This window comes from Serratia sp. CY55921 (assembly GCF_052167655.1).
Lineage (GTDB): Bacteria > Pseudomonadota > Gammaproteobacteria > Enterobacterales > Enterobacteriaceae > Serratia > Serratia ureilytica.
Window position 1 is genome coordinate 194269 of record NZ_JBJNMU010000005.1, and the last position, 22653, is coordinate 216921.

The window sequence follows — 22653 nt, forward strand, 5'->3', positions numbered from 1 at the left end:
ATGTCGTTGGCAAAAGCATCGATATGGACCGCCGGCTCCACGCTGATCAAAATTGGCGTGGGGCTATTGGTGGTGAAACTGCTGGCGGTGGCGTTTGGCCCCAGCGGCGTGGGGCAGGCGGGTAACTTCCGCCAGTTGATCACCGTGCTGGGCGTGCTGTCCGGCGCGGGCATTTTTAACGGCATCACCAAATACGTGGCGGAGTACCACCAGGACTCGCAGCGTCTGCGTCTGGCGGTCGGCACCGCGTCGAGCATTGTGCTGGGCTTTTCGACCTTGCTGGCGCTGGTGTTTTTGTTCGCCGCCGAGCCGATCAGCATCGGGCTGTTCGGGCATGCCGATTACGTCGGCGTGGTGCGCGCCGTCGCCTTCATTCAAATGGGCATCGCCTACGCCAACCTGTTCATGGCGGTGCTGAAAGGCTATCGCGACGCGATGGGCAACGCGCTGGCGGTGATCGGCGGTAGCCTGATCGGCGTAGTGGCTTATTATCTGTGCTTCAAGCTGGGCGGCTATGAAGGCGCGCTGGCAGGGCTGGCGTTGGTGCCGGCGTTGGTGGTGCTGCCGGCCGGGGTGATGCTGTGGCGGCGCAAAACGTTGCCGCTGCGCTACCTGGCTCCGCGCTGGGACAAAGGGGTGGCCGGCAATCTCGGCAAATTCACCCTCATGGCGTTGATCACCTCGGTGACGCTGCCGGTGGCCTACGTGATGATGCGTAACCTGTTGGCCGCGCATTACGGTTGGGATGAAGTGGGGATCTGGCAAGGCGTCAGCAGCATTTCCGATGCCTATCTGCAGTTTATCACCGCCTCGTTTACCGTCTATCTGCTGCCGACGCTGTCGCGGTTGACGGACAAGGGCGCCATCTCGCGGGAGATCGTGCGCTCGCTGAAATTCGTGCTGCCGGCGGTAGCGGCGGCGAGCTTTACGGTGTGGTTGCTGCGTGATTTCGCCATCTGGCTGCTGTTCTCGGACAAGTTCGTCGCCATGCGCGATCTGTTTGCCTGGCAGCTGGTGGGCGACGTGCTGAAAGTCGGGGCCTATGTGTTTGGCTATTTGGTGATCGCCAAAGCGTCGCTGCGCTTTTATATCCTGACGGAAGTCAGCCAGTTTCTGCTGCTGACGCTGTTCTCGCACTGGCTGATCCCGCTGCGCGGCGCGCTGGGGGCGGCTCAGGCCTATATGGCAACCTACATCGTGTATTTCGCGCTCTGTAGCTGCGTGTTTCTTATTTATCGTAGACGAGTATGACCACACTGATTCACGTTCTGGGATCCGATATCCCGCATCATAACCAGACGGTGCTGCGCTTCTTCAACGACGTGCTGGCGCCGCGTTTGCCGGCTGAGCAGACGCGGCATTTTATGGTGGCGGCCAAGGATGTGGCGGCACTGGGGGATTTCCCCGCCCTGAACATTGAGCCTTACGCCGACAAGAAGAGCCTGGCGGCGGCGGTGATCGCCCGCGCCCAGGCCGATCGCGATGCGCGCTTCTTCCTGCACGGTCAGTTTAACCCGGGGCTGTGGCTGGCGCTGCTGAGCGGCAAGATCAAGGCGCATCAGGTCAGTTGGCATATTTGGGGTGCCGATCTGTACGAAGACGCCACCAGCTGGAAATTTCGGCTGTTTTACCTGCTGCGCCGCATTGCTCAGGGGCGAGTGGGGAACGTGTTCGCCACCCGCGGCGACGTGATCCACTATCAGCAGCGCCATGCGCGGGTGCCGGCCTCGTTGTTGTACTTCCCGACGCGGATGGATCCGGCGCTGACCGACGTTCACGTCGAGAAAAATCTGGCCGGGCCGATGACGATTCTGGTGGGCAACTCCGGCGATCGCAGCAACCGGCATATCGAAGCGCTGCAGGCGATACATCAGCAGTTCGGCGCTGACGTGCGCGTGATCCTGCCGATGGGCTATCCGGCCAATAACGACGCCTACATCGAGCAGGTGCGCGCCGCCGGGTTGCCGCTGTTCGGCGAGAAAAACCTGCAGCTGCTCACGCAGCAGGTGGCGTTTGAGGACTACCTCAACATCCTGCGCGCCTGCGATCTGGGTTATTTCATTTTCAATCGCCAGCAGGGGATAGGCACCCTGTGTCTGCTGATTCAGTTTGGCGTGCCTTTCGTGCTCAGCCGGCAGAACCCGTTCTGGCAGGATTTGGCGGAACAGCACCTGCCGGTGCTGTTCTACGGCGACTCGCTCGACGAGGCGGTGGTGCGCGAAGCGCAGCGTCAGCTGGCGGCGGTGGATAAGCAGACGATCGCCTTCTTTAATCCGAACTATGTCGATGGCTGGCAGCAAGCCCTGGCGCTGGCGGCGGGAGAGCACTCATGACGTTGGCGCAATTCGGCGGTCTGTTCGTCGTCTACCTGGTCAGCCTGACGTTTATTCTGACGCTGACCTACCAGGAGTTTCGGCGCGTGCGCTTTAACTTCAACGTCTTCTTCTCGCTGCTGTATTTGCTGACGTTTTATTTCGGCTTCCCGCTGACCTGTCTGCTGGTGTTTCAGTTTGACGTCGAGGTGGTGCCGGTGGAGTTTCTGCTGTACGCCTTGCTGTCGGCGACGGCGTTTTACGCCATCTATTACGTCACCTACAAGACCCGGCTGCGCAAGCGCCGCTCTCAGCCGCGCGCGGCGCTGTTCACCATGAACCGGGTGGAAACCCATATGACCTGGGTGCTGCTGGCGCTGGTGGCGATCGGGACCGTGGGTATCTTCTTCATGCAGAACGGCTTCCTGCTGTTCAAGCTCAATTCCTACAGCCAGATCTTCTCCAGCGACGTGTCCGGCGTGGCGCTCAAACGGTTCTTCTACTTCTTCATTCCGGCGATGCTGGTGGTCTATTTCCTGCGGCAGGATCTGCGCGCCTGGTTCTTGTTCCTGGTGGCGACGGTGGCGTTCGGCATTTTGACCTACGTCATCGTCGGCGGCACCCGCGCCAATATCATCATCGCCTTCGCGCTGTTCCTGTTTATCGGCATCGTGCGCGGCTGGATCACGCTGTGGATGTTGGCGGCGGCCGGCATATTCGGCGTGGTCGGCATGTTCTGGCTGGCGTTGAAGCGCTACAGCCTGGACGTCAGCGGCGCGGAAGCGTTTTATACCTTCCTCTATCTGACCCGAGACACTTTCTCGCCGTGGGAAAATCTGGCGCTGCTGCTGCAAAATTACGACAAGATCGATTTCCAGGGCCTGGCGCCGATCCTGCGTGATTTCTACGTCTTTATCCCAACGTGGCTATGGCCGGGCCGGCCGGACGTGGTGCTGAACTCGGCCAACTATTTTACCTGGGAAGTGCTGAACAACCACTCCGGGCTGGCGATATCCCCGACGCTGATCGGTTCGCTGGTGGTGATGGGCGGCGCGCTGTTCATCCCGCTCGGCGCGATTCTGGTGGGCATGATCATCAAGTGGTTCGACTGGCTGTATGAGTTGGGCAAAACCGAACCGAACCGCTATAAGGCGGCTATCCTGCAAGGATTCTGCTTCGGCGCGGTGTTCAACATGATTGTATTGGCGCGCGAAGGGGTGGACTCATTCGTTTCGCGCGTGGTGTTCTTCTGCATTATTTTCGGCGCCTGTCTGGTGCTGGCGAAGTTGCTGTATTGGCTGTTCGATACCGCCGGGCTCATCAAGGCCAGAGTGACGCGCGCCCGCGCGCTGGCCTCTCCCCCAAGGGCGGACGGTCTTTTGTAAGGGTAATGACGACGATGGAAACAAAGATTTCGGTGCCGCAGTATGAGCTGCGCGGTTTCAGCCTGTGGGGCTTTCGCGATATGGCGCACTGCATGGACTTTCTGTTCGACGGCGGCCGAGTCAAACAGGGCACGTTGGTGGCCATGAATGCGGAAAAGATCCTGAAGGCGGAAGAGGACCCGGCGCTGCATGCGTTGCTGGATGAAGCGGAGTACAAGTACGCCGACGGCATCAGCATGGTGCGCTCGATTCGCCGCAAATACCCGGCGGCGGACGTTTCGCGCGTCGCGGGCGCCGATCTTTGGGAAGCCTTGATGCAGCGCGCCGGCCGTGCAGGCACGCCGGTCTTCCTGATCGGCGGCAAGCCGGAGGTGCTGGCGGAAACCGAACGGAAGCTGCGCAGCCAGTGGAATGTCAACCTGGTGGGCAGCCAGGACGGCTATTTCAAACCGGATCAGCGAGAGGCGCTGTTCGAGCGTATTCGCGCCAGCGGCGCCGCCATCGTGACGGTGGCGATGGGATCGCCGAAGCAGGAGATCCTGATGCGCGACTGCCGCAAGGTGCATCCGCAGGCGCTGTACATGGGCGTGGGCGGCACCTACGACGTCTTTACCGGCCATGTGAAGCGTGCGCCCAAGGTATGGCAGAAACTCGGTCTGGAGTGGCTTTACCGCCTGCTCAGCCAGCCCAGCCGCATCGGCCGGCAGCTGAAGCTGTTGAAGTTTGTCGGCTACTACTACAGCGGTAAAATGTAATCGCTTATCCGGGGGGGAATGTGTCGGTTCGCCCCGGTCTGCTGTACCAATAATCTGCTTTTGCCTATTTCTCCCGCATATCTATAACCCCCAGCCCTAAACGTCGCCGCATTTATTCCATAAAGTTTTAAATTGCGGTTTGCTTATAGCGACGAAATGCGAAACGATACCGCCCGGAAATTATCCCTGGCCGCTGAAGCCTGATGCGACAGCGCTGAACGATGTTCTTCTCACGGTAACTTCGCTCCGACTACCCGTTGATGCCAACTCGAACGGCAGGGGATGATTTATTCTTTTAATAATGACAATAACGACCGGCAGCGGCCGGCAGGCAAACACAACCCGAGAAAAATTATTGAGGATTTATGGCACACAAAGAGAAACCGCAAGGGCTACACCGAGGCCTTGAGGCCCGGCACATCGAGCTTATCGCTCTCGGGGGCACCATTGGTGTCGGCCTGTTTATGGGATCGGCCAGTACGCTGAAATGGGCCGGGCCGTCGGTACTGCTGGCTTACATCATCGCCGGGCTGTTCGTGTTCTTCATTATGCGTTCGATGGGGGAGATGCTGTTCCTCGAGCCGGTCGCCGGGTCGTTCGCCGTTTACGCGCATAAATACATGAATCCCTATTTCGGCTACCTGACTGCCTGGGGGTACTGGTTTATGTGGATCGCCGTCGGCATTTCCGAGATCACCGCCATCGGGGTGTATGTGCAGTTCTGGTTCCCGGAAATACCGCAGTGGGTCCCCGCGCTGATCGCCGTGGCGATGGTGGCGCTGGCCAACCTGGCGGCGGTGCGCCTGTACGGTGAGCTGGAGTTCTGGTTCGCCATGATCAAGGTCACCACCATCATCGTGATGATTCTGGTGGGGCTGGGGGTGATCTTCTTCGGTTTCGGCAACGGCGGTGAACCTATCGGTTTCGCCAATCTGACGGCGCACGGCGGCTTCTTTGCCGGCGGCTGGAAGGGCTTCCTGTTTGCGCTGTGCATCGTGGTGGCGTCCTATCAGGGGGTTGAGCTGGTGGGCATTACCGCCGGGGAAGCCAAAAACCCGCAGGTGACGCTGAAACGTGCGATCAACAATATCCTGTGGCGCATCCTGATCTTCTATGTCGGCGCGATCTTCGTCATCGTGACCATCTTCCCTTGGAACGGCATCGGCACTACCGGCAGCCCGTTCGTGCTGACCTTCGCCAAGATCGGCATCGTCGCCGCTGCCGGCATCATTAACTTTGTGGTACTGACCGCCGCGCTTTCCGGTTGCAATAGCGGCATGTACAGCGGCGGCCGCATGCTGTACGCCCTGGCCAAGAATCGCCAACTGCCGGCGGCGCTGACCAAGCTTTCCGCCAGCGGCGTGCCGGTCAACTGCATCGCCGTCACCATCGGCTGCCTGTTGGTGGGCTCCGCGCTGAACTACATCATCCCTAATCCGGAGCAGGTGTTCGTCTATGTCTACAGCGCCAGCGTGTTGCCGGGCATGGTGCCGTGGTTCGTGGTGCTGATAAGCCAGCTCTATTTCCGCCGCGCGCACAAGGAAGCGATCAAAAACCACAGCTTTAAGTCGATCATGTTCCCGTATGTGAACTATCTGACCATCGCTTTTCTGGTTTGCGTGCTGGTCGGCATGGGAATCAACCCGGATACGCGAATTTCCCTGCTGGTCGGGGCGATTTTCTTAGCAGGCGTCAGCCTGTGCTACTTCGCTTTCGGCATGCATAAGAAACATCATCCGGCTGAAAATCGGGTAGAAACGCGGCAATAAACGGTGAAAAGGGGCTACGGAGTGCGCTTTCCTGCGCAGGAGTGAGCAAAGCGTAATCAAACGCAACATTTCTGCGAAAAAGCACTAGACAGGATTGGCGTAAATCCGTAGTATCCCCTCCCGCAACGGCGCTACGCGCCCGTAGCTCAGCTGGATAGAGCGCTGCCCTCCGGAGGCAGAGGTCTCAGGTTCGAATCCTGTCGGGCGCGCCATTAAGTTTGTGCGCAGGAGCTGCGGTGGTAATATTACCGCGTGAGTAAGAAGAAGTAGTAATGGTGGCTATAGCTCAGTTGGTAGAGCCCTGGATTGTGATTCCAGTTGTCGTGGGTTCGAGTCCCATTAGCCACCCCACTTCCTAAGCGAAGTGAAGATTTAGCAGTATTTTGTGACAGTGCGAAGGTGGCGGAATTGGTAGACGCGCTAGCTTCAGGTGTTAGTGTTCTTACGGACGTGAGGGTTCAAGTCCCTCTCTTCGCACCACGCAAAATATCTGATAAATATAAGATTTATATGGACAACGGTCTGATAAATCGGGTAGTATGAGCAACACAAATCGGCGAGTAGCGCAGCTTGGTAGCGCAACTGGTTTGGGACCAGTGGGTCGGAGGTTCGAATCCTCTCTCGCCGACCACTTTCAAAGAAACCGACGCAAGTCGGTTTTTTTACGCCTGCAGTTTATGAGGATGAGCACCTCCGCAGGAGGTTCGAGCCTCGCGAAGCGAAACAACGTTGCTTTAGCAACGGCCCGCTGGGCGTTACATCCTGGGGCGCGCGTCATCTTTCTCTCGCCGACCAGTTTCAAAGAAACCGACGTAAGTCGGTTTTTTTACGTCCGCCGTTTATGAGGGTAAGTCCTTCCCGCCGCGACGAAACGCATAGCGACCAACCCGTGCAGCATTGCACGGGTTTTTGCGTATCTGAACATTGGCATTTTGTCTCAACCGGCACGTGTGTAGGTTTTCAGCGACAATGTGGTTCGACGTTGTCGCCAGCTTGAGACACATAATTGATTGATTTTAAACATTAAAATTGGCTTTGGCTTAAGTCGTCGTTTTGCGGCGACAGCGCCAGATCGGCCGTGGGTAAAGAACGACAGGGGACGGCATGCTGAGAGAAAGTTAGGCGTAAATAAAAATTCAATATTTTCAATTAATTGAATGCTATTTTTTATAGAGACTTTCCTGGATCTGAAAGTTGGCACGCCAAGTGCAATACCTACAGCGTAGATGCTCATTCCATTTCTTATGTTCGCCTTAGGCTTCATAAACCCTGGGAATGACGCAGAGCCGATTTAGGGTGCCTATCGCCCACGAGAACGATGACTAACCCGTCATCACGCTCAGGGCAAAACGTTGAGTGAGGCACCGCCCCTGTTGTCCTAGACCTGATTGCTTCTTTATACACTTGCCATGCGGCAAGTGTTTTTTTTTTGCGCTTCAGCAAGCTAACGGGCAAAAAAAAGCGTGGCACCGAGGCCACGCTTTCTCTGCCGGGCGGGCCGTTATTCGCCGCCGTTCTGTTTCAGCGTCAACATCAGTCCTTCACGCCGCATCTGCGCCGCTTCATCCGAACGATGCAGTTTCTCCAGCGTATCGGCCAGCCAGGCGTAATCGTAGGCGTCCGGACGCTGTTTCAGCGCTTCGCGGAAGGCGTCGGCCGCCTGCTGCCACTCGCCGTGCTTCATCAGCAACTGCCCCAGCGTGCTGTTCAACAGCGGCGTCGCGCCGTGCTGCTTCATCTGCTGACGCAGCGCTTTCTCAAGCTGCTCGGGGTTGCCGGACTTCAGCCGCGGCAGCAACAGCACCAGGCGCTCGTCATATTGGCGTTTCAGGCCGTCGAGCACAATCTCCTGCGCCAGTTCGTGGTCGTTGCATTCGATGAGGTGCTCCACCATCGCGATTTGCAGCGGCACTTCGTGACGCGTCTTGCGGCTCTGATCTTTCCACCAGCGTTTCAGGCCTTCGCTGCCTTCGTCCGCCATCGCCTGATTCATCAGCCCGATGTAAGCCTGTTGCTGCAACGCCTGCAGTTGCTCTTCGCTGTGCAGTTCGATTTTACGCATCGACGGCAGCACTTCCAGCAGCGACGCATAGGCGCCGGTGCGCAGATAGGCTTGTTCCGCCAGGCGCAACACTTCCGGATGGCGCGGCGCCTGGTTCAGCAGGCGATCGACGCCGTGGCGCGCGGCGTGGTTCTCGCCCTGCGCCAGCTGGATGCGAACCCGGGTGATATCCACCGGTAGCTGATCGGTATCGGCGGCTTCGGCGGCCCGCTCCAGATACTGATTGGTACGGAAGTCATCGCCGCGTTGCTGCGCAGCCTCGGCGGCCAGCAGATAGTTCACCACCGGTTGCTCAGCGTGATCGGCGTTGCGCGTCATCAGTTTTTCAACCTGCTTGTAGTCGCCCTCCGCCAGTTTGATCAGCGCGGCTTTGGTTTGCTGACGCGCGCGGGTGCGCTTGCGGCCGATAAACCAACCGCGCGTGCGGGCGCCGGTACGGAAGATGCGGCGCAGGATCCACTCGATCGCCAGCAGCACCACGAACAGCAGCACCAACATGATCACCAGGCCGGTGACGCTGGTTTCAATATTGTAGTTATCGGTCTGGATCAGCACATAGCCCTGATGCCCGGCCAACATCGGCCCGAGCACCACGCTGGCGATCACCACCAGGAACAGAAATAGCACGCGTAACATGGCTTAACCCTCCTGATGAGCGGCAGGGGACTGGGTCATCAGGTTGCGCACCCGGGTCTGCATCACTTTCTCGAGCAGCGGCTGGCTTTTCAGCTGATCCGGCACGTCCATCGAGATCGACTGTTGGCTCAGGCTGTCCAGCTCTTCAAGGAAGGCCTTGGTCGCCGGGTCGGTGGTGTCGAAATAGGCGCGCACCCAGGTGGAGACGGTTTCCAGCGACTGCTTGTAGGTCTCGTTCTGGTGACGCGGAATGGCCTGTGCGGCCACCAGCAGGCGCGAACGGATGTTTTCGCGCAGGTAGATGTCCTGATTCGGGGCCAGCAGCGGTTCGGCGCTGGTATCGCGACGGCGGATGGTGATGAAGTCGGCCATGAAATTGCGCCAGCTCTTGGCCAGGTTCTGCCGCCATTCGCCGATCGAGCCGGAGAGCTCGCTGCTGTTTTGATCCATCGGCGCTTCGTCGGTGTCGTTATCAGCCAGGCGCAGGTTATCTACCTGATTGGACAGCTGATTGACCTTGAGGATGATGCCGTCGTAATCGACCTGGGTCAGCGTAGAAAGCGTGCTGATGTCTTCGGTAATGGCGCGGCGCACGTCCAGCAGGCTCGGATCGTTCATGTCCGCCAGGCTGGCGTCGGCGCTTTTCAGCAGCGCGGCGGCGCTGGTCACGTCCTGATCGCTCCATAGCTTGCGGCCGGCCATTTTCACCAGGAAATCGGCCTGCGCCAGCAGCCAGGTTTTGGCGTCGCTGCCGGAGATGGTCGCCACTTTTTCCTGCAGCTCGCTCAGTTGGCGCGCCAGGTTTGCCTGCTCGCGATCGGCGGCGTCCAGGGTTTTACCCTGTTGTTGCAACAAGCCTTCCAGCGCATTTCTTTCCTGCTGCTGGCTCTGCTTCACGCCGTCAAGCTGCTGCTGCAGCGCCTGATTGGCGGCGATCAGCTGTTGTGCCTGCTTGTGCGTATGGTAATAACCGCCCGCGCCGAGGGCGATGACCAGCACGATAGCGATCGCGCCGAGCACCGGGCCGGTGTTCTTGCCTTTGCGGCTGGCAGCGGCTGGCTGCTGGGAGCTCTCAACCGCGGTGGTGGGTTCTTCAACCGGGGCGGCTGGGGTATTTTGTTCCGTCATAGTGGCACATCCCATAGTCAGATTATTGTAGCGCGCGGATCAGCGCGTCATTATCGGCGTTGTCAGCTACCCGAATCGTACGCCAGCCCAATTCCCGGGCGAGGGTAGCCAGGCGTTCGCTCACTACTACCAGGCGGCAACGCAGCAGCCATGAAGAACGATAGTAATCAGGAACTAAAGTATAGAGCTGTTGTAACATTTCACCGCTGGTCACCACCAGCGTATCCACACCGGCGCGCTGCCAGTGGGCGCTTTGCTCGCTGCCGTCGTAGTGCACCGGGCTGCGTTGATAACATTCATAATAGCTGACGTCGGCGCCGCGCTCGCTCAGCGTCGACCCTAACAGTTCGCGGCCGCCGTTGCCGCGTAAAATCAGCGCGCGTTTGCCCGCCAATTTTTGCAGCGCCGGCAGCAACAGCAGCGTTTCGCTGATCTCGCGTTCGCGCGGGTATTCCACCGGCAAACTGCTGATGCGGTGCAGCGCCAGCCCGGTGGTGCGGCCGATGGCGTAATAGGCCAGGTGAGCGGGCCAGCTCAGCCCGGCGCGGCCGATAACCGAATCGGCATAACTCACCGAATGTTGCGACAGCACGAACACCAGATCGCCGGCGCTAAGCTGCTGCAACGCCTGCGGCAGCTTCGGCAGGTCGCCGCCCGGCGCGAAGTCGATCAGCGGTGCATGATAGGCAACCCGGCCGAGTGCGCGCAGCCGGCTCACTAACAGCTCCCCCGAAGGCGATGGGCGGGTTACCAGGATCGTCATGCCGGCGGATTTCCCTGATAAACCTCGCGCAGGATCTCGCGCGCGCCGCGCGCCAGCAACTCTTCCGCCAGCTCAATGCCCATCCGTTCGGCCTCGGCGGCCGGGCCGCGGCGTTCGCCGCGCACCATCTGGCTGCCGTCCGGCGCGCCGACCAGGGCGCGCAGCCACAGGCTGTCGCCATCCAGTTCGGCATAGCTGCCGATCGGCACCTGGCAGCCGCCTTCCAGGCGGGTATTCATCGCCCGCTCAGCGCGCACGCGGGTTTCGGTGGCCGCATGGTTCAGCGGCGCCAGCAGCGCGCGGGTGACGCTGTCGTCGAGACGGCATTCAATGCCGACTGCACCCTGGCCGACCGCCGGCAGGCACTCTTCGGCGCTCAGCGGGCTGCGGATGCGTTGCTCCAGGCCTAAACGCTTCAGGCCGGCCACCGCCAGGATAATCGCGTCGTAGTCGCCATTGTCCAGCTTGGCCAGGCGAGTGCCGACGTTACCGCGCAGGTCACGCACGACAAGATCCGGGCGGCGTTCACGCAGCTGGCACTGACGGCGCAGGCTGGAGGTGCCGACCACGCTGCCCAGCGGCAGCTGATCGAGCGAGGCGAAACGATTGGAAACAAAAGCGTCGCGCGGATCTTCGCGTTCGCAAATGGTGGTCAAACCGAGCCCGGCAGGGAAATCGACCGGCACGTCTTTCATCGAATGCACGGCGATGTCGGCGCGGCCTTCCAGCAGCGCGAGCTCGAGTTCTTTAACAAACAGGCCTTTACCGCCGACTTTCGCCAACGGCGTATCCAGAATAACGTCGCCGCGGGTGACCATCGGCACCAACTCGACCTGCAGGCCGGGATGGCAGGCCATCAGACGTTGCTGCACATAATGTGCTTGCCAAAGTGCAAGCGGGCTTTGTCGGGTGGCAATTCGAATAATTTTGTCTAACATGCTTGTTACCGTTTTTATATTTCGCCATCCATCCTACCACTGAGAGTCAATACTGTCAGTGCAAGAAGCCGGAGGCGGAAAAAGGACAACGGAATCAAAGGGACGTGTGATGTGCTTTGGGGCAGTTAACACTGCGGGTAAATCGTTTAGGGAAGCGCTACAATAATTGTGAAGCGTTACCTCCTTTACGGTCAATCAGCAAGGTGTTAAATTGATCACGTTTCCAGCAATAAGTCGCCAAATATTCTTCTTACACTAACGGCGCTTATGGAATACGGGTTTTTTTCTAAACACCGGGATAATCAGGCGAGACGTCTTGTACCTCTACATCGAGACATTGAAGCAGAGACTGGATGCGATCAATCAGCTACGCGTCGATCGCGCCCTGGCGGCTATGAAGCCCGCGTTTCAACGGGTATACAGTCTGCTGCCCACCTTACTGCACCACCACCACCCGCTGATGCCGGGTTACCTGAACGGTAACGTTCCCCACGGCATTTGCCTCTACACGCCTGATGAAACTCAACAAGATTACCTGAACGATTTAGAAGACAAATGGGGTAGCCCGTTTGACAAACCGGCCAGCGGCGAGCTGCCGATCACCGGCGTCTATTCGATGGGCAGCACCTCGTCTATCGGCCAAAGCTGCAGCTCGGATCTCGACATCTGGGTCTGCCACCAGTCCTGGCTGGACAACGAAGAACGCACCCGCCTGCAGCAAAAATGCAGCCTGCTTGAGAAGTGGGCCGCGTCGATGGGGGTGGAAGTCAGCTTCTTCCTGATCGACGAAAACCGCTTCCGCCATAATGAAAGCGGCAGCCTGGGCGGCGAAGACTGTGGCTCGACGCAGCACATCCTGTTGCTGGACGAGTTCTACCGCACCGCGGTGCGCCTGGCCGGCAAACGCATCCTGTGGAACATGGTGCCGGGCGAAGAAGAAGCGCACTACGATGAATACGTGCTGTCGCTGTACGCGCAGGGCGCGCTGACGCCGAACGAGTGGCTGGATCTCGGCGGCCTGAGTTCGCTGTCGGCGGAAGAGTACTTCGGCGCCAGCCTGTGGCAGCTGTACAAAAGCATCGATTCGCCTTACAAGGCGGTGCTGAAAACACTGCTGCTGGAAGCCTATTCCTGGGAATACCCCAATACCCAACTGCTGGCGACGGACATCAAACATCGCCTGCACCAGGGCGAGATCGTCAGCTTCGGGCTCGACGCCTACTGCATGATGCTCGAGCGCGTCACCCGCTACCTGACCGACATCAACGACACCACCCGCCTCGATTTGGCCCGTCGCTGTTTCTACCTGAAAGTGTGTGAAAAGCTGTCGCTGGCCAAGGCCTGCGTCGGCTGGCGGCGCGAGATCCTCAGCCAATTGGTCAGCGAGTGGGGCTGGAGCGAAGAGCGTCTGGCGATGCTGGACAACCGCGCCAACTGGAAGATCGAGCGAGTGCGCGAAGCGCACAACGAACTGCTCGACGCGATGATGCAGAGCTACCGCAACCTGATCCGTTTCGCCCGCCGCAACAACCTCAGCGTCAGCGCCAGCCCGCAGGATATCGGCGTGCTGACCCGCAAACTGTATGCGGCGTTCGAAGCGCTGCCCGGCAAGGTGACGCTGGTGAACCCGCAGATCTCGCCGGACCTGTCGGAAAACGATTTAACCTTTATTCATGTGCCGGTTGGCCGCGCCAACCGCACCGGCTGGTACCTGTATAATCAGGCACCGGCTATGGATTCGATCGTCAGCCATCAGCCGCTGGAATATAACCGCTACCTGAACAAGCTGGTGGCCTGGGCCTATTTCAACGGCCTGCTGACGCCGCAGACCCGCCTGCACATCAAGAGCGGCAACCTGTGCGACACCGCCAAGCTGCAGGAGCTGGTGGCCGACGTTTCCCATCACTTCCCGCTGCGCCTGCCGGCGCCGACGCCGAAAGCGCTGTACAGCCCGTGCGAGATTCGCCATCTGGCAATCATCGTCAATCTGGAAAACGATCCGACCGCCGCCTTCCGCAATCAGGTGGTGCACTTCGATTTCCGCAAGCTGGACGTGTTCAGCTTCGGCCAGCAGCAGCAGTGTTTGGTGGGCAGCATCGATCTGCTGTATCGCAACTCCTGGAACGAAGTGCGCACCCTGCATTTCAGCGGCGAGCAGTCGGTGCTGGAAGCATTGAAAACCATTCTCGGCAAAATGCACCAGGACGCCGCACCGCCGGAGTCGGTGGAAGTGTTCTGCTACAGTCAGCACCTGCGCGGCCTTATTCGCACCCGCATTCAGCAGCTGGTGTCTGAGTGCATCGAGCTGCGCCTGTCCAGCACCCGGCTGGAACCCGGCCGCTTCAAGGCGGTGCGCGTCGCCGGGCAAACCTGGGGGCTGTTCTTCGAGCGCCTGAGCGTGTCGGTGCAGAAGCTGGAGAACGCGGTGGAGTTTTACGGCGCCATCTCCAACAACAAGCTGCACGGCCTGTCTATCAAGGTGGAAACCGATCAGGTGCATCTGCCGCCGGTGGTGGACGGCTTCGCCAGCGAGGGGATCATCCAGTTCTTCTTCGAAGACACCTCAGACGACAAGGGCTTCAACATCTATATTCTGGATGAGTCGAATCGGGTGGAGGTGTATCACCACTGCGAGGGCAGCAAAGAGGAGCTGGTGCGCGACGTCAGCCGCTTCTATTCCTCGTCGCACGACCGCTTTACCTACGGCTCCAGCTTCATCAACTTCAACCTGCCGCAGTTCTATCAAATCGTGCAGCTCGACGGGCGCACGCAGGTGATCCCGTTCCGCAGCAACGTGCTGTCCAGCCTGTGCGTGACGGTGGCCGACGGCGCCGCTCAGCCGCTGAAGCAGCAGTTCCAGCTGCATTGACGCCGCAAGGGCTCGGTTGCCGAGCCCTGCTTAGCCTCAGGAAAAACTCAGTTCCTCGCCGGCCTGCGCGCTGGCCGCTTCGCTGAGCAGTTGGTAAAACGGCTGCCCGCTGCGATCGCATACCCAGACGCCGTCGCGGTAGTTGAAGTGGTAACCGCCGGCCTTGGTGGCGAGCCACACCTGGTGCAGCGGCTCCTGGCGGTTGATGACGATTTTGGTGCCGTTTTCGAAGCTCAGCGTCATCACGCCGCCATTGGTTTCGTAATCGATATCCGCATCGCCGTCAAAATCGTCCAGTGTCTCTTCAATATTCAGCATCAGCTGGTCGGCCAACTGGTGAAACTCACTGTCGTTCATATTCAATTCCTATTGCTTTTCATGATCCACCTGCGATTATAGAGACCTTGGACGCATGAATTACAGGCATTAATGCAAATGAAAAAACAACTACGCTATGCGCTGATGGCCGTTCTGGTTACCGGCCTCGCCGGCTGTGGTCTGAAAGGCCCGCTTTACTTCCCACCTGCCGACTCCGCCGGCCAAAAACCGGCCAAACCGCCGGTGCAAACGGGCGATCAGGTGCAAAAGAACCAGCAGGAGCAGTCTGGCTCTCAGCAAAAACCGTCGATGGTTGCCCAGTAACACCCGGTTTGCGGTGGCGAGCGCCGCCGCAAAATCAAGACGGATAGCGCGTCCAGATAGCGGAGTATGATATGCAGTTCTCCAAAATGCACGGTCTGGGCAACGACTTTATGGTGGTCGATGCCGTTACACAGAATGTCTATTTTTCACCTGAGCTGATCCGCCGGCTGGCCGATCGGCACCTGGGCGTCGGCTTTGACCAGATGCTGGTGGTAGAACCGCCTTACGATCCCGAGCTGGATTTTCACTACCGAATTTTTAACGCCGACGGCAGCGAAGTGGCGCAGTGCGGCAACGGCGCGCGCTGTTTCGCGCGCTTTGTGCGGCTGAAAGGGTTGACCAACAAGCGCGATATCCGCGTTAGCACCCAAACCGGGCGCATGGTGCTCAGCGTCACCGACGACGATCTGGTGTGCGTCAACATGGGTGAGCCGAATTTCGATCCGCAGGCGGTGCCGTTCCGCGCCGCCAAGGCGGAAAAGACCTACATCATGCGCGCGGCGGAACATACCGTGCTGTGCGGCGTGGTGTCGATGGGCAACCCGCATTGTGTTTTGCAGGTGGATGATGTAAAAACCGCCAAGGTGGAGCTGCTTGGACCGGTGCTGGAAGGGCATGAGCGCTTCCCGGAACGGGCCAACATCGGCTTTATGCAAGTGGTCAGCCGCGATCACATCAAGCTGCGCGTTTACGAGCGCGGCGCCGGTGAAACGCAGGCCTGCGGCAGCGGCGCCTGTGCGGCGGTGGCGGTCGGGATCCAACAGGAATTGCTGTCAGAAGAGGTGCATGTAGAACTGCCGGGCGGCAGCCTGCATATTCGCTGGAAAGGGCCGGGCAATCCGCTGTTTATGACCGGTCCGGCAACCCATGTCTATGACGGATTTATTCATCTATGAAAAGCGTAGAAGAACAGAGCGTCGCCGGCCTGGCGCTGGATGACGACGCCGTGATGCAGTACCTGCTGCAGAACCCGGATTTCTTTATTCGCAACGCGCGCCAGGTTGAGCAGATGCGCGTGCCTCACCCGGTGCGCGGCACCGTTTCGCTGGTGGAATGGCATCTGGCTCGTCAGCGCAATCACATCGAACGGCTGGAAGAAGAGATCACGCTGTTGATGGAGCAGGCCAGCGCCAACGAAGGGCTGTTCGCCAGGCTGCTGCACCTGCAGGCCGATCTGGCCACCGCCGACAGCCTGCAGGACATGCTAAACCGGCTGCAGCGCTGGGCGCGCGGCTTCGGTTTGGCCGGCGCCACGGTTCGGCTGTTCGCCGAGCGCTGGAATATCGGCGCGCCTTCCGATTTCACCCACCTGGCGCTGACGCGTTCGGCGTTCGAGCCGTTCCGCATTCAGCGGCTGGGCAGCGAACAACACTATCTCGGCAGCCTGAACGGCCCCGAGCTGCTGCTGCTGTTGCCGCAGGCCAAACAGATTGGCCAAATTGGCTCGGTGGCGCTGTCGATGTTGGGCGACGACGGCGAGTTGGGCATGGTGATCTTCAGCAGCCGCGATACGCAACATTATCAGCAGGGCATGGGCACGGTGATGCTCAATCAGCTGGCGCGCATGCTGCCGGCGCTGCTGGAACGCTGGATCGAACGCGCATGACGCCGATTGCGCCCAGCCTGCAGCAGCCGGTGGACGCTTTTCTGCGTTATCTCAAGGTAGAACGGCAACTCAGCCCGCTGACGCAGCTCAGCTATTCACGCCAGCTGACGGCGCTGATGCGCCTGGCGCAGGAGATCGGCGTCACCGACTGGACGACGCTGGACGCCGCCCGGGTGCGCATGCTGGCGGCGCGCAGCAAACGCGCCGGTCTGCAGTCCGCCAGCCTGGCGCTGCGGCTCTCTTCGTTGCGTAGCTTCCTCGATTGGCTGGTCAGCCAGGGCGTGCTGCACGCCAACCCCGCCAAGGGCATCCGCACGCCGCGCAGCGGCCGCCATCTGCCGAAAAACATCGACGTCGATGAAATGAACCAGCTGCTGGAGATCGATCTCAACGATCCGCTGGCGGTGCGCGATCGCGCCATGCTGGAGGTGATGTACGGCGCCGGCCTGCGCCTCTCCGAGCTGGTGGGGCTGGATTGCCGCCATGTCGATATGGCGGCCGGCGAGGTGTGGGTGATGGGGAAAGGCAGCAAAGAACGCAAACTGCCGATTGGGCGCACCGCCGTCACCTGGCTGGAACACTGGCTGGCGATGCGCGATCTGTTTGGACCGCAGGACGACGCCATGTTCCTGTCCAATCAGGGGCGACGCATCTCGACGCGCAACGTGCAAAAACGCTTCGCCGAATGGGGCGTGAAGCAGGGCGTCAATAGCCATATCCATCCGCACAAGCTGCGCCACTCCTTCGCCACCCATATGCTGGAGTCCAGCGGCGATCTGCGCGCGGTGCAGGAGCTGCTCGGCCACGCCAACCTGACCACCACGCAAATTTATACCCACCTCGACTTTCAACATCTGGCGAACGTGTACGATGCCGCGCACCCGCGCGCCAAACGGGGGAAATCCTGATGCATTTTTATCGCCCGCTGCGCCCGCTGGCGGCGCTGACTTTCGATCTGGACGACACGCTGTATGACAACCGTCCGGTGATCCGGCAAACCGAGCAGCAGTCGGTGGCCTTCCTGCAGAGCTACCATCCCGGCCTGAACGGCTTCCAGTCGGCGGATTTCCACCGCCTGCGCCAGGAACTGCGCGAGCAGGATCCGGAGATCTACCACGACGTCACCCAGTGGCGCTGGCGCGCCATTCATCTGGCGTTGAGCCGGCAGGGGCTGCGCGACGCCGAAGCGGCGATCGGGGCCGATGCGGCGATGCAGAATTTCGCGCTGTGGCGCAGCCGTATTGAGGTGCCGGAAGCGACCCATGCCACGCTGAAGGCGCTGGCGGCGCGCTACCCGCTGGTGGCGATCACCAACGGCAACGCCGATCCGGCGCAGTGCGGCCTGGACGGCTACTTTCAGTTTGTGCTGCGTTCCGGGCCGGACGGGCGCGCCAAGCCGTATCAGGACATGTATCACCTGGCCGTCGAGCGGCTGGGTGTGGCGCCCGAGCAGATCCTGCACGTGGGCGACGATCTGACCACCGACGTGGCCGGCGCGCTGCGCGCGGGGCTGCAGGCCTGTTGGATCAACGATCGGCAACGCAGCCTGATGCAGGCCGCCGACAGCCGCCTGCTGCCGCATATTGAGATTTCGCAGTTGGCATCGCTGACAGCATTGTTATAATCCCTGCCAGAACTCTGTATAAATTTCCAGTGAAAAACCCGTCGCCGGCGGGTTTTTCCTTAACCATTAGTGGTGCCTATGGACGTCTCCGATCTGCTCGACAGCCTGAATGAAAAACAACGTGAAGCCGTGGCGGCGCCGCGCAGCAACCTGTTGGTTCTGGCCGGAGCGGGCAGCGGCAAGACGCGGGTGCTGGTGCATCGCATCGCCTGGCTGCTGTCGGTGGAGAACTGCTCACCGTATTCGATCATGGCGGTGACCTTCACCAACAAGGCGGCGGCGGAAATGCGCCACCGTATCGAACATCTGATCGGCACCAGCCAGGGCGGCATGTGGATCGGCACTTTCCACGGTCTGGCGCACCGCCTGCTGCGCGCTCATCATCTGGAAGCCAACCTGCCGCAGGATTTCCAGATCCTCGACAGCGACGACCAGTTGCGGTTGCTCAAGCGCATCATCAAGGCGCTGAACGTCGACGAGAAACAGTGGCCGCCGCGTCAGGCGATGTGGTACATCAACGGCAAGAAAGACGAAGGCCTGCGCCCGCAGCACGTCGAGACCTACAACAACCCGGTAGAGGCCACCTGGCTGCGTATCTACCAGGCCTATCAGGAAGCCTGCGATCGCGCGGGGCTGGTGGATTTCGCCGAGCTGCTGCTGCGCGCGCACGAGCTGTGGCTGAACAAGCCGCATATCCTCAACCACTACCGCGAACGTTTCACCAACGTGCTGGTGGACGAATTCCAGGATACCAACAGCATCCAGTACGCCTGGATCCGCCTGCTGGCGGGCGGCAACAGCAACGTGATGATCGTCGGCGACGATGACCAGTCGATCTACGGCTGGCGCGGCGCGCAGGTGGAAAACATCCAGCGCTTCCTGAAGGATTTCCCCGGCGCGGAAACCATCCGCCTGGAGCAGAACTACCGTTCCACCAGCAACATCCTGAAAGCGGCCAACACCCTGATCGCCAACAACGACGGGCGCATGGGGAAAAACCTGTGGACCGAAGGCGGCGAAGGCGAGCCGATTTCCCTCTACTGCGCCTTCAACGAACTCGACGAAGCGCGCTTCGTGGTCAACCGCATCAAGACCTGGCAAGACAACGGCGGCGCGCTGAACGACTGCGCCATTTTGTACCGTAGCAACGCCCAGTCGCGCGTGCTGGAAGAGGCGCTGCTGCAGACGGCGATGCCGTACCGCATCTACGGCGGCCAGCGGTTCTTCGAACGTCAGGAAATCAAGGATGCGCTGGCTTACCTGCGCCTGATCTCCAACCGCAACGACGACGCGGCCTTCGAGCGCGTGGTCAACACCCCGACGCGCGGCATCGGCGATCGCACCCTCGACGTAGTGCGCCAGGCGGCGCGCGATCGCCAGCTGACGCTGTGGCAGGCGACGCGCGAACTGATGCAGGACAAGGTTCTGGCCGGCCGCGCCGCGTCGGCGCTGCAGCGCTTCATCGAGCTGGTGGAGTCGCTGGCGCATGAAACCGCCGATATGCCGCTGCACGTGCAGACCGATCGGGTGATCCGCGATTCCGGGCTGTTCATCATGTATGAGCAGGAAAAGGGCGAGAAGGGACAGGCGCGCATCGAAAACCTTGAGGAACTGGTGACGGCGACGCGCCAGTTCAGCTATCAGGAAGAAGATCAGGATCTGATGCCGCTGCAGGCATTCCTGTCGCATGCGGCGCTGGAAGCGGGCGAAGGCCAGGCCGACGCCTATCAGGACGCGGTGCAGCTGATGACCCTGCACTCGGCCAAGGGGTTGGAGTTCCCGCTGGTGTTTATCGTCGGCATGGAAGAAGGCATGTTCCCGAGCCAGATGTCGCTGGACGAAGGCGGCCGTCTGGAGGAGGAGCGCCGTCTGGCCTATGTGGGCGTGACGCGCGCCATGCAGAAACTGACGCTGACCTATGCCGAAACGCGCCGTCTGTACGGCAAAGAGGTTTATCACCGGCCGTCGCGCTTTATCGGCGAATTGCCGGAGGAGTGCGTGGAAGAAGTGCGCCTGCGCGCCAGCGTATCGCGCCCGGTCAATCACCGCCGCATGGGCACGCCGATCAGCGAGAACGACACCGGTTACAAGCTGGGCCAGCGCGTGCGTCATCCCAAGTTTGGCGAAGGCACCATCGTCAATCTGGAGGGCAGTGGCGAGCACAGCCGGCTGCAGGTCGCCTTCCCGGGTGAGGGCATCAAATGGCTGGTGGCGGCCTACGCGCGTTTGGAAACGGTATAAAGAGAGAGGCGTTGCAGGGGCCAGCCCCTGCAACCTTTCACGATCAGTGAGGGTACCGGTCGCCGACCTGTGCGGTGGCATACCAACGCATCACCGCTTCGGTGCCTTCACCGCCTTCCTGCGGCGCCCACTGCATGCAGTCTTCTTCGGTCAGCGCCTGATACGGGCCCTGCTTCACTTCGAACACTACGCCGCCGGCATCGACCGACAGCACCGCATGCCAGGTAAAGGCCGGCATCTCCAGCACTTTGGTTTCTTCGCCAAGCAGGGTGCGCTGTGTTACGACGCCGTCATCGTTGAACTGCAGCACCACAAAGCGGCCGCGCAGCGGCGTCAGCAGCTCCCAGGTTTGCGGGTGGCGGTGCGGGCGGATATAGGTGCCGGGTTCCATGGCGATCGCCAGGCGTTGCACCGGGTCGCTCAACTCTTCGTGTAAAGTGCGGTGCGCGCGCAGGCGGGCCACGCTGGCGGCCTGTTCGCTCATCGCGGTCAGTTCATGGGCGGTAATCTGTTTCATCATTTAAATCCGCATGCTTGTCGTACCATTAGGGTGATGTCATCTTAACAACATTCTTGGTGGCGGTAAGCGATCGCCGCGACTTTTTCAGTACGGTTTAAGCCCCATTTCTGCTATTGATCATCGTGATGATTTGTTGCGCAATTATCCCGCCTAACGTGTTGACAGGCTTTTTCTTCTCGGCGTAACATGCGCGCACTATTATCATTGAGGACAGACGCCTTGGACACACCCAGTAGATACTGGCTCACTGACCTGCGCCGCAGGTATAACTTCTAAGGCTCTCCGTTTTTGCTGATAGCCTTCGTGGTTGTCGGCGACCCCGCAAAGTGTCGCTATGAGTCAGATCTCTTCATGGTCTGAAACAAATCGGTGATACGCATCTCCCTCTGTTTCTGTGCTTCAACGCGTTGTCCGCACCCGTTACCTTCACGGAGTTTTGGCACATGCTGAGCGCTTTTAAATTAGATAACCGCCGCTTGTCCCGTCTGGAACTGGACGACTCGGATGATCTCACGTCATCGCTGTGGGTTGATCTGGTCGAGCCGGAAGAGGGCGAGCGTGAGCGCGTGCAGAATGAGCTGGGACAAAGCCTGGCGACGCGTCCCGAACTGGACGACATCGAAGCCTCCGCCCGTTTCTTCGAAGACGAAGACGGTCTGCATATCCACTCCTTTTTCTACTTTGAAGATGCGGAAGATCACGCCGGCAACTCCACGGTGGCGTTCACCATCCGCGACGGCCGCCTGTATACCCTGCGTGAGCGTGAACTGCCGGCGTTCCGCCTGTACCGCATGCGCGCCCGCAACCAGACGATGCTCGAAGGCAACGCTTACGAACTGCTGCTGGATCTGTTCGAGACCAAGATTGAACAGCTGGCGGACGAGATAGAGAATATCTACAGCGATCTGGAACAGCTCAGCCGGGTGATCATGGAAGGGCATCAGGGCGACGAATACGACGCCGCGCTCTCGACGCTGGCGGAGCTGGAAGATATCGGCTGGAAGGTGCGTTTGTGCCTGATGGATACCCAGCGCGCGCTCAACTTCCTGGTGCGCAAGGCGCGTCTGCCGACCGGCCAGCTGGAGCAGGCGCGTGAAGTGCTGCGCGACATCGAATCCCTGCTGCCGCACAACGAATCGCTGTTCCAGAAGGTGAACTTCCTGATGCAGGCGGCGATGGGCTTCATCAACATCGAACAGAACCGTATTATCAAGATCTTCTCGGTGGTGTCGGTGGTGTTCCTGCCGCCTACGCTGGTGGCTTCCAGCTACGGCATGAACTTCGAATTCATGCCGGAACTGAAATGGTCGTTCGGCTACCCGGGCGCGATCACGCTGATGATCCTGGCGGGCCTGGCCCCTTACCTGTACTTCAAGCGCAAGAACTGGCTGTAACCCGGCGGC

20 protein-coding genes, 4 tRNA genes and 1 other RNA gene are annotated in these 22653 nt (G+C 60.0%); 18 read left to right on the forward strand and 7 right to left on the reverse strand.

Annotated features, from left to right (window positions below; genetic code table 11):
* From wzxE to ACJ8M3_RS20375, 10 genes are all read left to right on the forward strand, one after another.
* On the forward strand, nucleotides 1-1251 hold the full coding sequence (wzxE, locus tag ACJ8M3_RS20330; RefSeq protein ID WP_089197579.1) for a lipid III flippase WzxE: 1251 nt from the start codon (nucleotides 1-3) through the stop codon (nucleotides 1249-1251).
* Nucleotides 1248-2333, forward strand: a complete 1086-nt coding sequence (locus ACJ8M3_RS20335; RefSeq protein ID WP_033645035.1) for a TDP-N-acetylfucosamine:lipid II N-acetylfucosaminyltransferase — start codon at nucleotides 1248-1250, stop codon at nucleotides 2331-2333. Before wzxE ends, ACJ8M3_RS20335 begins: the two co-directional genes overlap by 4 nt.
* Complete coding sequence (wzyE, locus tag ACJ8M3_RS20340) at nucleotides 2330-3697, forward strand: ECA oligosaccharide polymerase (protein WP_033631481.1); 1368 nt, start codon at nucleotides 2330-2332, stop codon at nucleotides 3695-3697. The genes ACJ8M3_RS20335 and wzyE overlap by 4 nt, the downstream gene beginning before the upstream one ends.
* 14 nt (nucleotides 3698-3711) lie before the next feature.
* Complete coding sequence (gene wecG / locus ACJ8M3_RS20345) at nucleotides 3712-4452, forward strand: lipopolysaccharide N-acetylmannosaminouronosyltransferase (RefSeq protein ID WP_089197580.1); 741 nt, start codon at nucleotides 3712-3714, stop codon at nucleotides 4450-4452.
* A 365-nt stretch (nucleotides 4453-4817) separates the two neighbouring features.
* On the forward strand, nucleotides 4818-6221 hold the full coding sequence (gene thrP, locus ACJ8M3_RS20350) for a bifunctional threonine/serine APC transporter ThrP (protein WP_004934226.1): 1404 nt from the start codon (nucleotides 4818-4820) through the stop codon (nucleotides 6219-6221).
* A gap of 135 nt (nucleotides 6222-6356) precedes the next feature.
* A tRNA-Arg gene (locus ACJ8M3_RS20355) sits at nucleotides 6357-6433 on the forward strand.
* Nucleotides 6434-6496: 63 nt separating this feature from the next.
* Nucleotides 6497-6572 (forward strand) — tRNA-His (locus ACJ8M3_RS20360).
* A gap of 42 nt (nucleotides 6573-6614) precedes the next feature.
* Nucleotides 6615-6701: transfer RNA gene (locus tag ACJ8M3_RS20365), tRNA-Leu, on the forward strand.
* Nucleotides 6702-6775: 74 nt separating this feature from the next.
* Nucleotides 6776-6852 (forward strand) — tRNA-Pro (locus ACJ8M3_RS20370).
* A gap of 34 nt (nucleotides 6853-6886) precedes the next feature.
* A non-coding RNA gene (locus ACJ8M3_RS20375) (RtT sRNA) lies at nucleotides 6887-7015 on the forward strand.
* 143 nt (nucleotides 7016-7158) lie between these two features.
* Here the strand turns inward: ACJ8M3_RS20375 and ACJ8M3_RS20380 are convergent.
* The 5 genes from ACJ8M3_RS20380 to hemC all read right to left on the reverse strand — a co-directional run bounded on the left by ACJ8M3_RS20380 (nucleotide 7159) and on the right by hemC (nucleotide 11748).
* Entirely contained in the window at nucleotides 7159-7455 is a 297-nt protein-coding gene (locus ACJ8M3_RS20380; RefSeq protein WP_442514721.1) for a hypothetical protein, read from the reverse strand.
* 267 nt (nucleotides 7456-7722) lie between these two features.
* A complete protein-coding gene (gene hemY / locus ACJ8M3_RS20385; protein ID WP_033645031.1) occupies nucleotides 7723-8919 on the reverse strand; it encodes a protoheme IX biogenesis protein HemY in 1197 nt (398 codons plus the stop codon).
* Nucleotides 8920-8922: 3 nt separating this feature from the next.
* On the reverse strand, nucleotides 8923-10047 hold the full coding sequence (gene hemX / locus ACJ8M3_RS20390; protein ID WP_033645029.1) for a uroporphyrinogen-III C-methyltransferase: 1125 nt from the start codon (nucleotides 10045-10047) through the stop codon (nucleotides 8923-8925).
* Between the two features lie 22 nt (nucleotides 10048-10069).
* Nucleotides 10070-10810, reverse strand: coding sequence for a uroporphyrinogen-III synthase (hemD, locus tag ACJ8M3_RS20395; RefSeq protein WP_033645028.1), 741 nt, complete (start codon nucleotides 10808-10810; stop codon nucleotides 10070-10072).
* On the reverse strand, nucleotides 10807-11748 hold the full coding sequence (gene hemC, locus ACJ8M3_RS20400; protein ID WP_033645026.1) for a hydroxymethylbilane synthase: 942 nt from the start codon (nucleotides 11746-11748) through the stop codon (nucleotides 10807-10809). Before hemC ends, hemD begins: the two co-directional genes overlap by 4 nt.
* 316 nt (nucleotides 11749-12064) lie before the next feature.
* Between hemC and ACJ8M3_RS20405 the strand changes: the two genes are divergently transcribed.
* Nucleotides 12065-14617: a class I adenylate cyclase gene (locus ACJ8M3_RS20405; protein WP_019452546.1), complete on the forward strand. Its 2553-nt coding sequence runs from the start codon at nucleotides 12065-12067 to the stop codon at nucleotides 14615-14617.
* A 36-nt stretch (nucleotides 14618-14653) separates the two neighbouring features.
* Here ACJ8M3_RS20405 and cyaY read toward each other — a convergent pair whose 3' ends face one another.
* Complete coding sequence (gene cyaY / locus ACJ8M3_RS20410; protein ID WP_033645025.1) at nucleotides 14654-14974, reverse strand: iron donor protein CyaY; 321 nt, start codon at nucleotides 14972-14974, stop codon at nucleotides 14654-14656.
* 78 nt (nucleotides 14975-15052) lie between these two features.
* Here cyaY and lptM point away from each other — a divergent pair, with 78 nt between their 5' ends.
* From lptM to uvrD, 6 genes are all read left to right on the forward strand, one after another.
* Nucleotides 15053-15259: an LPS translocon maturation chaperone LptM gene (gene lptM, locus ACJ8M3_RS20415; protein ID WP_080273427.1), complete on the forward strand. Its 207-nt coding sequence runs from the start codon at nucleotides 15053-15055 to the stop codon at nucleotides 15257-15259.
* Between the two features lie 71 nt (nucleotides 15260-15330).
* Nucleotides 15331-16155 (forward strand): diaminopimelate epimerase, encoded by an 825-nt coding sequence (gene dapF, locus ACJ8M3_RS20420; protein WP_004934244.1) that lies wholly within the window; start codon nucleotides 15331-15333, stop codon nucleotides 16153-16155.
* Nucleotides 16152-16865, forward strand: a complete 714-nt coding sequence (locus tag ACJ8M3_RS20425; protein WP_033645022.1) for a DUF484 domain-containing protein — start codon at nucleotides 16152-16154, stop codon at nucleotides 16863-16865. Before dapF ends, ACJ8M3_RS20425 begins: the two co-directional genes overlap by 4 nt.
* Entirely contained in the window at nucleotides 16862-17773 is a 912-nt protein-coding gene (gene xerC / locus ACJ8M3_RS20430; RefSeq protein ID WP_033645020.1) for a tyrosine recombinase XerC, read from the forward strand. The genes ACJ8M3_RS20425 and xerC overlap by 4 nt, the downstream gene beginning before the upstream one ends.
* Nucleotides 17773-18489, forward strand: a complete 717-nt coding sequence (yigB, locus tag ACJ8M3_RS20435) for a 5-amino-6-(5-phospho-D-ribitylamino)uracil phosphatase YigB (RefSeq protein WP_033636653.1) — start codon at nucleotides 17773-17775, stop codon at nucleotides 18487-18489. Before xerC ends, yigB begins: the two co-directional genes overlap by 1 nt.
* Nucleotides 18490-18567: 78 nt before the next feature.
* Entirely contained in the window at nucleotides 18568-20730 is a 2163-nt protein-coding gene (uvrD, locus tag ACJ8M3_RS20440) for a DNA helicase II (RefSeq protein ID WP_089197581.1), read from the forward strand.
* A gap of 43 nt (nucleotides 20731-20773) precedes the next feature.
* Here the strand turns inward: uvrD and ACJ8M3_RS20445 are convergent, their stop codons facing one another.
* Nucleotides 20774-21247 (reverse strand): WbuC family cupin fold metalloprotein, encoded by a 474-nt coding sequence (locus tag ACJ8M3_RS20445; protein WP_025160392.1) that lies wholly within the window; start codon nucleotides 21245-21247, stop codon nucleotides 20774-20776.
* 446 nt (nucleotides 21248-21693) lie between these two features.
* Here ACJ8M3_RS20445 and corA point away from each other — a divergent pair, with 446 nt between their 5' ends.
* Nucleotides 21694-22644: a magnesium/cobalt transporter CorA gene (corA, locus tag ACJ8M3_RS20450; RefSeq protein ID WP_004934262.1), complete on the forward strand. Its 951-nt coding sequence runs from the start codon at nucleotides 21694-21696 to the stop codon at nucleotides 22642-22644.
* Nucleotides 22645-22653: the final 9 nt, after the last annotated feature.